This window comes from Muribaculum sp. An289 (genome assembly GCF_002159555.1).
GTDB lineage: Bacteria > Bacteroidota > Bacteroidia > Bacteroidales > UBA932 > Merdivivens > Merdivivens faecigallinarum.
In genome coordinates, this window is record NZ_NFIV01000001.1 from 157,129 (window position 1) to 169,378 (window position 12,250).

The window sequence follows — 12,250 nt, forward strand, 5'->3', positions numbered from 1 at the left end:
TGTAAAAATCCGTTTTATAAAAATCCAAATCGGGGCACGGAGACCGTCATTTGAGATCAAGCCCGAGATCCGCACACAAATTCCGCACCTCTTCCGATTTTTCCATCATATATTTTGCTTTTTCCGACGGCATGTAGTGGTGTTCCTGCCTCTCTCCCGTTTCCTGTTCGACTTCGATTGCCAGAAAAACATTGGCCGCGCCGAGGCCCTTTCTCAATTTGGCTTCCAGTTCTTTCTGTACCTTGGAGCGAATCCACTCCTTCTGCGCCTCGTTTGCCACGAAGAAGCGCACATAATAACGCCCGTCCTTCTCATCGAGAGCTGTTTTGGCGGATACGATTGCGGAATACAGGTTCTTCCTGGATTTGTAGTCCTCGGCCATTTCCTTCCACACCGGCTGCACCTCCTCGAAAGAGATTTTACGTCCGGACACGTTTGCGGATTCATCCGAAGCGGCAGGAGAAGGCGTAGCGGAAACCGCATCGATTACCGATGAAATGGAAATCCCGGTTTTCTTCCGTACAGGAGCAGCCTGTTCCACGGCGGGCTTACTGACAGCGGCCTGCTGTTCAGCAGCCCTGGCCGGCTGTTCCGGGACACGGGCCGACTGTACCGGAGGGACCTGCCGGGCCTGCACGCCCTGGCGAAGACCGGCGGCATCCTGGGAAGACATGCCGGACACAAGGGAGGACATGCCGGACAGCTTCATCAGCGTAAACTCTATCAACAGCCTCTGGTTTACGCTCGACCGGTACGCCGTTTCGCACTTGACCGTCGTTTCGAGGGCGGAATAGAGATACTGCATGGCAAGTCCGTCCGCCTGCTCCTTGTAACGGGCCTTCAGGGAATCCGGAAGCTCTATCAATGAAGAGGCTGCCCCGCACTTGCTCACAATCAGATCCCGCAGATGATGGCTAAGACCGGATACGAAATACAGTGCATTGAAACCTTTGGAAAGCACCTCATCGAAAAGCAGAAGCGCCGAAGAATGGTCGGAAGCCTTGAAATAATCCACCAACCTGAAATAATAATCATAGTCGAGGACATTCAGATTCGAAATCACGTCTTCATAGGCGACATCCCTACCGCAGAAGGCGACAGTCTGGTCGAAGAGCGTAAGCGCGTCCCTCATCGCGCCGTCCGCTTTCGCCGCAATAACATGCAGGGATTCGTCGCTGATTACGACACCCTCCTTGGAAGCTATGGAGCGAAGGTTCCTTACTATGTCCTCAACGCTTATCCTGTTGAAATCGTATGTCTGGCAGCGGGACAGGATTGTAGGAAGTATCTTGTGCTTTTCGGTCGTAGCAAGGATGAAGATTGCATGTGCCGGCGGTTCCTCCAGAGTCTTCAGGAAAGCATTGAAGGCCGCCTGGGAGAGCATGTGCACCTCGTCTATGATATAAACGCTGTATTTTCCTATCTGAGGGGGAATCCTCACCTTGTCCATGAGCTGCTTGATATCCTCCACCCCGTTATTAGAAGCCGCATCGAGCTCATGTATGCAGTAAGAACGCCCTTCGTCGAAAGAAACGCACGATTCGCAATGGCCGCAGGGCTCCATATCCCCGGTAGGGCTCATGCAATTGATGGTCTTCGCAAAAATCCTCGCCGTACTCGTCTTTCCCACCCCACGGGGGCCGCAGAAAAGATAGGCGTGCGCCAACTGTCCCCGAAGAATCGAATTTTTCAGGGTTTTCGCTATATTGTCCTGCCCTATGAGGCTTTCGAAACTGTCCGGCCTGTATTTTCTTGCCGATACTATATATTGTTCCATAATTTACAAAAATAGGAAAAATTCCTTAATTTTGCCGTTCCTGCTCAAAAAACAAAGAAAAATGAAACTCAAGATTCTGCTATACGCATTATTTTTCGCGGCCGCGACGGTACCGGCATACCCGCAGGCCGAAATAATGACGAAAAAGAAAGACATAGGCGACGTATCGAGCATGATAACCAAGGTCGTCATATCCGGAGGGGACGCCTTCGTGAACATGGTGCTCGAAGACGAAATCGAAAGGAACTGGACTGTCTCCCCTTACGAATTCTGCGACATGGAAGAGTTCGAAAGGCTGAAGTGCGACACGAATTATTTCTTCCTGATACGCACCAAAGGGCAGTACGGCAAGGAAAGCGGGCCTTCCGTAGAGTTCCTCTCCCTGCTCAGGGGAGGGCCGAAAGCGGAAAAAGGCATAGACGGAATGCCCGAAGTCATCTCGCTCCCGTTCAGGACGGCCGAGGATGACGACGGCCGCTGCATGGCATATATCCCGGCATTCATAAACATCATCCAGGAGCACGTTCCGAGGGTTACCAAATCCGACATTTCCGCATACACGGCAATGAAATCGTATTCGAGGCTGATGCCCGGCTGTTCCTGGGATGAGATTGTCTTCGCCGAAGAAGACATGTCGCCGGAAACCGCCGCCTACATGGACGGGAACTATGCAGGAAAGGGGATGCGGACTGCAACCGATGAAGAAACCAACGAGATACTTGAGGAAATGCGACCGGGAACCATCGTTTCATATACGATAATCCCCGAAGGAGGAAAATTTTATTTCAAAATGCTTGTTTCGGCCGAAGACTACAGCCTGTTTTATTACAAAAAACAGAGAATTCCGAAAAAACAGGCAGCCGGTTTCAGCAAATCCGAAATAAGGAAAATAGCCGCGACGAAAAAGGATGGAAGATAACAGAGTTTTCACGACCGTACTGCCGTGCGGAATAAGGTTCGCATTCAAACGAAGCAATTCGGAAGTGGCATATTGCGCCCTGACGTTGAGAAGCGGGACGAGGGACGAAAAAAAACAGGGAAGCGGCGTGGCCCACTTCACGGAACACCTCCTGTTCAAAGGGACGGAAACGAAGACCGCAAGGGCAATAAACAATTATCTCGAACGCTCGGGAGGAGACCTCAACGCCTTTACCACGAAAGAAGAGACGGTAATCCATGCGGCACTTCTCAAAGAGGAACTAAGCAAGGGCATATCGCTCCTGCTGGAACTCGCATACAGGTCCTTGTTCCGCGAAAAGGACATAGATACCGAGCGCAACGTGATAATAGACGAAATCCAGTCGTACAAAGACTCCCCTCCGGACGAGATTTACGACCATTTCGAAGAACTGTTATTGGAAGGCACCCCGCTCGCCCCGCAAATCCTCGGTTCCATAAAAAGCGTAAGGAAAGCCGTCAGGGAAGACATCGAAGAATATGTACGCGAAAATTTCAGGTACTCATGTTCCGCCCTGTCGGTAGTAGCGGACATGGATGAAAAGGAGGTGATGCGCAAGGTTGCGAAAGCGGTGTCCAAGGCCGGAATCCCGGGACAGGAAGAGCCCGTAACGGCATATCCGGTATCCTCGTCACTAAAGGAAGGCAGGATTTTCGACAAGGTCCTGAACAAAAGGAACCACCAGGCCAACTGCATAATAGGATGCACCGGCTACCCTATCGGGTGCGAAAGGAAAAGGATAGCCCTCGTGCTCCTCTGCAACATACTCGGAGGACCGGCAGCAAGTTCGGTGCTCAATACGGAACTGCGCGAGAAAAGGGGCTGGGTATACGGAGTGGACGTCTCCTATACCCCATACGCCGACAACGGGGTAGTCGCCATCTCATTCGGCTGCGACAAGGAAAGAATCGAAGACTGCTGCAAGGCGACAATGGGAATCCTCCGCCGTTTCCGGGAAAAACAGATGAAGGAGACAGCCCTTAAAGCAGCAAAGAAACAACTTTTGGGACAGTTGCTTATCGCATCGGACAACGGGGAACAGAAATGCCTCGCCATAGGTAAAAACATTCTGCTTTTCGGAGAAAACGCCGACGAAACAAGGGGAAGGAAAATACTGGAATCCATAACAGCGGAAGAGCTCGCCGGATGTGCGCGTGAGATTTTCGCCGAAGAAAGGCTTTCAAGACTGATTTATATCTGAAAAACACGGCACACAATGGAAAGGAATCTGCCCGAAGAGGAAATATCGTATATAACATCGCATTCGAGCCCTGCCAACAAAGCCCTGGAATGGCTTACAAGGCAGACGAATCTGAGAACCAACCACGCCAGGATGCTTTCTGACGGAATCCAGGGCCTGTTCCTGTCCATGATTTCACGGATAATGTCCCCCCGGAAAATACTGGAGATAGGCACCTTCACAGGCTACAGTGCAATCTGCCTCGCCGAAGGGCTGGCGCCAGACGGCACGCTCGACACCCTCGAAATCAACGACGAACTCGAGGACATCATCCTCGAAGCATTCGTAAAATCGGGATACTCCGACAGGATAAGGCTGCACATAGGCGATGCGAAGAAGACCCTCGAAAATCTCGAAGGGCCATACGACCTGGCCTACATCGATGCCGACAAGCGCGAATACGCCGAGTATTACGGAATGGTTTTCGACAAAGTACGCAAAGGAGGGGTGATTCTGGCCGACAACGTGCTCTGGGACGGGAAAATATTTTCCTCCGGGAAAGCGGCGAAAGACCGCCAGAGTTCCGGCATAATGGCCTTCAACGACATCGTAGCCCGGGACAGCCGCGTAGCATCAATGATTCTGCCCCTGCGCGACGGGCTCAACATCATCTACAAGAGGTGAGGCGACGGCGGCCATAGCCCTCTCGTAAAGCCTTGCTGCATATATCGAATCGACCGTATTCCTGTATGCACCCATTATATCCATGAACGCCCCCATATTTTCGCTCTTGAGAGGTTCAGCCGACGGAGACTCCATCTTCAGCGGATTGATAGGCGTACCGTTCTTCCATATACGGTAATCAAGATGAGGGCCTGTCGAACGGCCCGTACTTCCCACATAACCGATTACATCCCCCTGCCGCACACGCTTCCCGACTTTCATGCCCTTTGCAAAACGGGAAAGATGCAGGTACGCGGTAGTATACACGGAATTATGTCTGATTTTCACGATATTTCCGTTTGCTCCCTTGTAGCGGCACTCTATGACGATCCCGTCCCCGACGGACATCACAGGCGTACCTGTCGGAGCGGCATAATCCACTCCCGTGTGGGGCTGCACCCTTCTTGTGACAGGATGCTTGCGGGCGTATGAGAAACCGGAACTTATGCGCGAATAATTCAGAGGGGCCTTCAGGAAAGCCTTCCTCATGCTCTCGCCTTTCTCATTCCAATAGATATTGCCTCCGTCCCCCTGGTCGAACATCACCGAAGGGAACATTTCTCCCAGATGGGTGAACTCCACATATTTCACATCCCCTATCTCGAAGACTTCTCCGTCGCATACCACTTCGTCGTAGAGCACCCTGAAGACATCGCCTTTCTGGAGCGCGAAAAAGTCCACCGTCCATGCATAAATGTCCGAAAGCTTGATAATCAGAAGCGGAGAGACCCCGGCATTTACCATATCGTACCACAGGGAGTTTTCGATAGTCACATCGGCATAACGCGGAACGACCTCCATCTCCTTGCGGAATATCCGGGCCATAGCCGAATCCGGAGCGTTCATGTCCAACACCAGACTGCTGCTTCTGTCTATTTCGTACACCCAGTACCCGAGGGACGAATCAGCCTCGGAGATATATGCCGAATACTCGTTGCCTATCCTGATGTCCCTTATGTCGAAAGTATCCTTTATGGCTTCCGATATCCTGTAAATCCTCTGGTTGGAAACGCCGTAACGGTTCAGTATGTTGGAGAAAAACTCCCCTCTCGCCACACGCCCCTCGTATGTTTCATAGCCTTCGAGAGGTATTCCGAGCTCGTTCCTTTTCACGCTGTCACGGAGTTCTTCCCCTTCCGCGGAACAGTCCGTCGCGACATCCCCGCCTCCGCAGGAATACAGGGCCGCAACCATGGCCGCGACCGCCGCCGTATATAAAAATTTTATTGCAGACATTATAAAAACCTGTTTTGAGGGCGCAATATATGGCAAAATACGGAGCTTTCAAAAAGACTTGTGGAAAAATTTGTATTTTTTTGTAAGAAAGTGGAAATTTTTGATTATTTTTGCGCTATCATGTTTTTAAACGTCACGGACACGGGATTATGATAAAATTCATCGGCGAATACAAAGTGAAACTGGACGACAAGGGGAGGTTGGTTTTCCCTTCGCCGTTCAAGAATCTCGTATCCGGACAGAAGCCCTGCCTCTTCGTAGTCAAGAAGGACATTTTCGCGGAATGCCTGGAGATGTACGCCTACGAAGAATGGGAGCGCCAGTCGGAAAAGGTCAGGTCGATGCTCAACCCCTTCAACAGGGAGCATGCCGAATTCTGGAGGGCCTACACGAGGAACAGGGCGGTCGTGGAACCGGACCCGAAGCTCGGAAGGATTACCATTCCGAAAAAGCTTCTTGAAACAATCGGAGTAGACAAGGAAGTAGTATTCAGCGGAAACGACGACAAGATAGAAATCTGGGCCGCCGAAAAATACGAATCCAGCAATATAAGCGAAGAACGTTTTGTTTCATTAGCCGGAAAGATTTCCGGTCAAATTTAACGGAGGCTCCAACATGTCCGAATACCATGTCCCAGTGATGCTTCACGAAAGCGTTTCAGAACTCATAACCGACCGTTCCGGAATATATGTCGATGCGACCTTCGGAGGAGGCGGACACAGCAAGCGCATATTGTCCGAACTCACCAAGGACGGACGGCTTCTGGCATTCGACAGGGACGCCGAAGCCATGGAAAATGTTCCGGAAGACATAAGGATAAACTTTGTACACAACAACTTCCGGTTCATACACAACTACATACTTGCAGGCGGCTACAGGGACGGGGTAGACGGAATACTTGCAGACCTCGGAGTTTCGTCCCACCAGTTCGACACGGCCGGAAGGGGCTTCTCGTTCAGATTCGACGCGCCGCTGGACATGAGGATGAATACGGAAGGGGAAATCACGGCAAAAGATGTAATAAACAGTTATAGTAATGAAGAGCTGGAGAGGCTTTTCCGGGTTTACGGGGAACTGCGCGAAAGCGGAAGGATTGCGGCGGCGATATGCTCCGCAAGGACGGCAGCCCCGATAGAGACCACCGGCCAGCTCGGAAAAGCCATTGAAAGGCTCCTGCCCGGTTTTGCAGAACACAAATTCCTCGCAAAGGTGTATCAGGCCCTGAGAATCGAGGTGAACCGTGAAATGCGTTCCCTTGAAAAATTCCTGAAAGGCGCCCTGAAATCGCTGAAGCCGGGAGGAAGAATCGTCATCATCACATACCACTCGCTGGAAGACAGGATGGTGAAGAATTTTCTCAAAACCGGGAACACCGGAGGGGAGACGGAAAGCGACATTTACGGAATGCGCCCGTCCCCGTTCAGAATGATTACCAGGAAACCGGTAACGCCGTCGGAAGATGAAATCCGCTCCAACACGAGGGCGAGAAGCGCAAAATTGAGGGTAGCCGAAAAAGTACGGGAACAATAAGCGATGGCAGCGATATCGAAATACATAAAAAGCTTTTTCAGGGGGGACTTCCTGACCGTCATAAAGGCGGACAGGAACATTCCTTTCATATTGTATGTATTCGTCCTTATCATACTGTACATCACAATAAACCTGCTTATCGAGCAAACGATGACGGTAAGGCAGGAAAATGAAAGAATCATAAAGGAACTCAATATCGACTACACCCAGAAAAGCCTCGAACTGATAAGCATAGACACGAGAAGCAAGATAGAGGAAATGCTGCGCGAGAAAGGCTCTTCGTTGGAAAAGCCGGAAACCGCCCCTGTAAGAATAACCGCCGACAAGTGATTTTAAATATGAAAAACATTAAAAATACGGCTTCACCACAAAGGCTGCTCATCGTTTACGTAATAATGATGGTTGCAGCCGTAATCGCCGTATTGAGAATCGCTTACCTCCAAATCTTCTATGTCCCGGACACCGAATTCGGCGCCAAAGGGATAACCGAGACACTTGAACCGGCACGCGGAAACATCCTCGCCCGCGACGGCCGGCCTCTGGCCGTATCGTCCCCAAAATATGAAATCAGGATGGACTGCACCGTATCGAAATCGGAAACCTTTGAAAGCGGGATAGACTCCCTCTGCATCGAATTGGCGAAAATGTTCGGAAACAAAAGCGCGGCAACATACGAGTCGGAAATCAGGAAAGCCCGCAACAAGGGCGACGGTTACTTCCGGATTGGGAACAGATACATATCCCACGATGAAATGAACAGGCTGAAAAATTTTCCCATATTCCGCCTCGGCAGAAACAGAGGAGGCCTCATCATCGAAAAACAAGACAGCCGTATATATCCATACGCGAAACTTGCGCGGAGGACAATCGGCTATGTAAAGGATAACGCCAACTCTTCAGGCAACAACCTCATCGGCATTGAAGGAAAATACAACTACCTCCTGCACGGAAAGGAAGGGGTACGGTCGCTGCGCCGCACCGAGAACAAAGAATGGATTCCCGACCTCGACAAAGAGATAATCCTGCCGGAAGACGGAACGGACATCCTCACTACAATCGACATAGAGTTGCAGGACATAGCAGACAAGGCCCTGCGCTCCAAAATAGACACCGTATCCTCCATCGAGAAAGCCTGCGCGATAATCATGGATGTGGAGACCGGAGCCATAAGGGCGATGGTAAACCTCGGAAGGACGAAAAACGGGGAACTCGACGAGATTGAGAACTACGCAATCAGCATGGCGGCAGAACCGGGCTCGGTATTCAAACTCGCCTCGCTTGTGACCCTTCTGGAGGACGGCAAGGCCACACTCGACACCAAAATCAAGGGAAACAAGGGCAGATGGTCCTACAACGGGCGCACATTCTACGATGAATATATCAGAAAAGAAGAAGAGGCGACAGTACTCTGGGGCTTCATGAAATCCTCAAACCAGGTATTCAGACAGCTCGTGTGCGACAATTATACCGGGCATGAAAAGGAATATGTGGACAAACTGTACAGCTACAAGCTCTGCGAAAAATTCAACTTCGACATCGAAGGCGAGGGACGGTCGTTCATCCCTACCCCGGGAAGCGCCAACTGGAGCGGAAGCTCGCTGCCGTCCATAGCAATCGGATACAACGTGAACATCACGCCGCTCAACATACTCACCTTCTACAACGCGATAGCCAATGACGGCAAAGTCATGAGGCCGTATTTGGTAGAGGCGCTCGAAAAGAACGGAAAAACGGTAAAGGAACTCGGGCCTACGGTACTGAGCGGGAAAATATGCTCGCAGAAAACAATCGACACTGTAAAACGGGCGCTCCGCACCGTCGTGGAGAAAGGTACCGGCTCGGCATTGAAGAACGCAAAATGCAAAGTGTCCGGGAAGACAGGCACGGCCAGGATGCTCGTGGAATACACTAACTCAAAAGGAAAAACCGTTTCAGGCTACGAAGACCCGAAAGGCTACAAGCGCCACCAGGCCACTTTCGTGGGTTTCTTCCCGTCGGACAAGCCCAAGTACAGCGCCATCGTGGTGGTATACTCCAAAAAAACGAGAGGCAACTTTTACGGAGGCAGCTGGGCGGCCCCGGTTTTCCGCGAGATAGTGGACAATATATGCACGCTCGGGCCGGAATGGGGCGAAGAGCTCGTACCTAAGGCAGGATTGCCTGAAATCAAAACTGACAGCGAAGAAAAACAGAGGGAAAACTCATGAAATTCGAAAAATTCATACAGGCCGTCGGGGCCGATGAAACATACGGAGATATCGGGACTGAAATCACGATGGTTACCGACGACTCGCGCAAATGCGTTCCGGGAGCCCTGTTCATAGCGGTAAAGGGATTCGGGACAGACGGGCACGCATACATAGGAAAGGCCGTGGAAAACGGGGCCTCGGCCATAATTTTCGAAAATCCGGATTTCCGTCCCGAAGGGATTCCGGCAGCAAGGACAACCGATGCGAGGAAAGCAGTCGCACTTGCCGCCGACCTTTTCTACGGACGGCCTTCGACCAAACTGAAACTCGTAGGCATCACCGGCACCAACGGGAAAACGACAACCGCCACCATGCTGTACCGCCTGTTTACAGGAATGGGCTACGGCTGCGGCCTCCTGTCCACGATAGCCAATTATATCTGCGGTAAGGAATACCCTACCCTGAACACTACGTCGGACCCAATCACCATCAACTCGCTCCTCGCCGAAATGGTAAAGGCCGGCTGCGAATACTGCTTCATGGAAGTAAGTTCCGTAGGGATAGAACAGGAAAGGGTCGCCGGGCTCACATTCGCCGGAGGGATTTTTTCCAACCTCACCCATGACCACCTCGACTATCACAAGACATTCGCCGAATACCTGAGGTGCAAGAAAATGTTTTTCGACAGCCTTCCGCCGGACGCCTTCGCACTGACGAACATTGACGACAGGAACGGCAGGGTGATGGTTCAGAACACGAAAGCCAGGGTAGTCACATATTCCTGCCGGAGCGCGGCGGACCATACGTGCAGAATCATCGAGGAAAGTTTTGACGGCATGCTTGTCAGGATGGACGGCAAGGAAGTCTGGTGCAGACTCATAGGCGCCCACAACGCATACAACCTGCTTGCGGTATATTCCGCGGCAGTCCTGCTCGGGGCCAACGGAGAAGAGGCCCTGCAAGGCATCAGCGGGCTGACACCGGTGGCAGGAAGGATGGAGTACCTCAGGGGAAAGAACGGCCTTACGGTAGTAATCGACTACGCGCACACTCCGGACGCCCTTGAAAACGTACTGAAGACCCTCCGGGAGACAGGGCGAGGCAACAGCATAATCACCGTTTTCGGCTGCGGAGGAGACCGGGACAGGAGCAAACGCCCCGAAATGGCTGCCGTTGCTGAAAAATACTCCGACAGGGTTTTCGTCACGTCCGACAACCCGAGGACGGAAGACCCCGAGGCAATCATAAACGAAATCATGACAGGCTTCAGCGCTGAAGGCCTCAGGAAGGCCATAGCGATAACCGACAGAAAGAATGCCATAAGGACGGCAGTGATGACAGCCCCGGAAGGAGCGGTAATCCTGCTTGCCGGGAAAGGGCACGAGACCTACCAGATAATAGGTCATGAAAAAAGGGATTTCAACGAATACGGAATAGTCAAGGAAATTTTGAACTGATAGATAGAGGAATATGTTATACCACCTGTTCGAATATTTGAAAACGGTAATGGATTTTCCTGGCTCCGGGCTTATGCAGTACATCTCGGTAAGGGCGGTCTGCGCAAGCCTGCTGTCAATAATACTCTCTCTGATTTTCGGGAAAAAGATAATCCGCATGCTCCAGCGCAGGCAAATCGGAGAGGAAATCAGGGATCTCGGACTGGAAGGCCAGCTTCAGAAAAAGGGAACCCCGACTATGGGGGGCATCATCATACTGATGTCGATACTGATTCCTGTACTCCTGTTCTGTAACCTCACCAATTTTTATGTTATATTATTGATAATAACCACTTTATGGTTAGGAGGACTCGGATTCGCGGATGATTATATAAAGGTATACAGGAAAGACAAGAACGGACTCAGCGAAAAGAAGAAACTCATAGGGCAGATACTGTTGGGCATCATCGTAGGAGGGGCTGTCCTTTTCCACAGCGGGATTCATGTAATGCCGGACACTACGATTCCTTTCGTCAAGAGCCACGAGTTCAATTATTCCTCCCTCAGTCCGTTTTCCGGAACATTGGGAGAGATTTTCACGTGGGCGGTATACATTATAATGATAATACTCGTCATTACGGCCTGCTCCAACGCATCGAACCTCACCGACGGGATGGACGGGCTGACTACCGGAATCTCGGCCATCGTCGGTACGGCCCTCGGAGTCCTCGCCTACCTGTCCGGAAACATCAATGACGCGGGATACCTTAATATAATGTATATCCCCGGCTCGGGAGAAGTGACGATAGTTTTTGCAGCCTTTGTCGGCGCCCTCATAGGTTTCCTCTGGTACAATTCCTATCCCGCACAGGTTTTCATGGGAGATACAGGAAGCCTCGCCCTCGGAGGCATCATCGGAGTGGCGGCGATACTGATAAAGAAGGAACTGCTGATTCCGATACTCTGCGGAGTATTCTTCGTGGAAAGCCTTTCCGTGATAATCCAAAGGGGGTATTTCAGGTATACCAAAAAGAAATACGGCGAAGGCCGGAGGGTGTTCAAGATGACACCTCTCCACCACCATTTCCAGAAAGAGGGAATCGATGCAATCATAAAAAGGCCGGCGAGGGCCATTCCCGAAGCGAAAATAGTCGTCCGCTTCTGGATAGTCTCGATACTGCTGGCGGTAATAACGATAATAACATTGAAAATCAGATAACG

At 51.2% G+C, this 12,250-nt stretch carries 11 protein-coding genes; 9 read left to right on the forward strand and 2 right to left on the reverse strand.

Annotated features, from left to right (window positions below; translation table 11 throughout):
* Positions 1 to 46: 46 nt before the first annotated feature.
* Complete coding sequence (dnaX, locus tag B5F83_RS00800) at positions 47 to 1,777, reverse strand: DNA polymerase III subunit gamma/tau (protein WP_087275793.1); 1,731 nt, start codon at positions 1,775 to 1,777, stop codon at positions 47 to 49.
* A gap of 61 nt (positions 1,778 to 1,838) precedes the next feature.
* On the opposite strand from dnaX, the gene B5F83_RS00805 reads away from it, so the two are divergent.
* From B5F83_RS00805 to B5F83_RS00815, 3 genes are read left to right on the forward strand one after another with little or no spacing between them, the layout of a single operon-like run.
* On the forward strand, positions 1,839 to 2,696 hold the full coding sequence (locus B5F83_RS00805) for a hypothetical protein (RefSeq protein ID WP_087275796.1): 858 nt from the start codon (positions 1,839 to 1,841) through the stop codon (positions 2,694 to 2,696).
* The gene (locus tag B5F83_RS00810; RefSeq protein ID WP_087275798.1) at positions 2,686 to 3,936 is read left to right on the forward strand and encodes a pitrilysin family protein; all 1,251 of its coding nucleotides are present in this window, start codon (positions 2,686 to 2,688) and stop codon (positions 3,934 to 3,936) included. The genes B5F83_RS00805 and B5F83_RS00810 overlap by 11 nt, the downstream gene beginning before the upstream one ends.
* Before the next feature lie 15 nt (positions 3,937 to 3,951).
* On the forward strand, positions 3,952 to 4,599 hold the full coding sequence (locus B5F83_RS00815; RefSeq protein ID WP_087275801.1) for an O-methyltransferase: 648 nt from the start codon (positions 3,952 to 3,954) through the stop codon (positions 4,597 to 4,599).
* Here B5F83_RS00815 and B5F83_RS00820 read toward each other — a convergent pair.
* Positions 4,549 to 5,874 (reverse strand): peptidoglycan DD-metalloendopeptidase family protein, encoded by a 1,326-nt coding sequence (locus B5F83_RS00820; RefSeq protein ID WP_087275804.1) that lies wholly within the window; start codon positions 5,872 to 5,874, stop codon positions 4,549 to 4,551. The genes B5F83_RS00815 and B5F83_RS00820 overlap by 51 nt on opposite strands.
* 149 nt (positions 5,875 to 6,023) lie before the next feature.
* Between B5F83_RS00820 and B5F83_RS00825 the strand changes: the two genes are divergently transcribed.
* From B5F83_RS00825 to mraY, 6 genes are read left to right on the forward strand one after another with little or no spacing between them, the layout of a single operon-like run.
* Positions 6,024 to 6,476, forward strand: a complete 453-nt coding sequence (locus tag B5F83_RS00825) for a hypothetical protein (protein WP_087275807.1) — start codon at positions 6,024 to 6,026, stop codon at positions 6,474 to 6,476.
* Positions 6,477 to 6,489: 13 nt separating this feature from the next.
* The gene (gene rsmH / locus B5F83_RS00830; RefSeq protein WP_087275810.1) at positions 6,490 to 7,404 is read left to right on the forward strand and encodes a 16S rRNA (cytosine(1402)-N(4))-methyltransferase RsmH; all 915 of its coding nucleotides are present in this window, start codon (positions 6,490 to 6,492) and stop codon (positions 7,402 to 7,404) included.
* Between the two features lie 3 nt (positions 7,405 to 7,407).
* On the forward strand, positions 7,408 to 7,734 hold the full coding sequence (locus B5F83_RS00835; RefSeq protein WP_087275814.1) for an FtsL-like putative cell division protein: 327 nt from the start codon (positions 7,408 to 7,410) through the stop codon (positions 7,732 to 7,734).
* 8 nt (positions 7,735 to 7,742) lie between these two features.
* Positions 7,743 to 9,611 (forward strand): penicillin-binding protein 2, encoded by a 1,869-nt coding sequence (locus B5F83_RS00840; RefSeq protein WP_087275818.1) that lies wholly within the window; start codon positions 7,743 to 7,745, stop codon positions 9,609 to 9,611.
* The gene (locus B5F83_RS00845; protein ID WP_087275822.1) at positions 9,608 to 11,050 is read left to right on the forward strand and encodes a UDP-N-acetylmuramoyl-L-alanyl-D-glutamate--2,6-diaminopimelate ligase; all 1,443 of its coding nucleotides are present in this window, start codon (positions 9,608 to 9,610) and stop codon (positions 11,048 to 11,050) included. The genes B5F83_RS00840 and B5F83_RS00845 overlap by 4 nt, the downstream gene beginning before the upstream one ends.
* 13 nt (positions 11,051 to 11,063) lie before the next feature.
* Positions 11,064 to 12,248, forward strand: a complete 1,185-nt coding sequence (gene mraY / locus B5F83_RS00850) for a phospho-N-acetylmuramoyl-pentapeptide-transferase (protein WP_087275826.1) — start codon at positions 11,064 to 11,066, stop codon at positions 12,246 to 12,248.
* Positions 12,249 to 12,250 lie beyond the last annotated feature (2 nt).

Coding starts and splice junctions, on each gene's coding strand:
- B5F83_RS00815 (WP_087275801.1), top strand. CDS start 3,952: ATGGAAAGGAATCTGCCCGAAGAGGAAATATCGTATATAACATCGCAT.
- mraY (WP_087275826.1), top strand. CDS start 11,064: ATGTTATACCACCTGTTCGAATATTTGAAAACGGTAATGGATTTTCCT.
- B5F83_RS00820 (WP_087275804.1), bottom strand. CDS start 5,874: ATGTCTGCAATAAAATTTTTATATACGGCGGCGGTCGCGGCCATGGTT.
- B5F83_RS00825 (WP_087275807.1), top strand. CDS start 6,024: ATGATAAAATTCATCGGCGAATACAAAGTGAAACTGGACGACAAGGGG.
- B5F83_RS00835 (WP_087275814.1), top strand. CDS start 7,408: ATGGCAGCGATATCGAAATACATAAAAAGCTTTTTCAGGGGGGACTTC.
- B5F83_RS00805 (WP_087275796.1), top strand. CDS start 1,839: ATGAAACTCAAGATTCTGCTATACGCATTATTTTTCGCGGCCGCGACG.
- B5F83_RS00810 (WP_087275798.1), top strand. CDS start 2,686: ATGGAAGATAACAGAGTTTTCACGACCGTACTGCCGTGCGGAATAAGG.
- B5F83_RS00840 (WP_087275818.1), top strand. CDS start 7,743: ATGAAAAACATTAAAAATACGGCTTCACCACAAAGGCTGCTCATCGTT.
- B5F83_RS00845 (WP_087275822.1), top strand. CDS start 9,608: ATGAAATTCGAAAAATTCATACAGGCCGTCGGGGCCGATGAAACATAC.
- rsmH (WP_087275810.1), top strand. CDS start 6,490: ATGTCCGAATACCATGTCCCAGTGATGCTTCACGAAAGCGTTTCAGAA.
- dnaX (WP_087275793.1), bottom strand. CDS start 1,777: ATGGAACAATATATAGTATCGGCAAGAAAATACAGGCCGGACAGTTTC.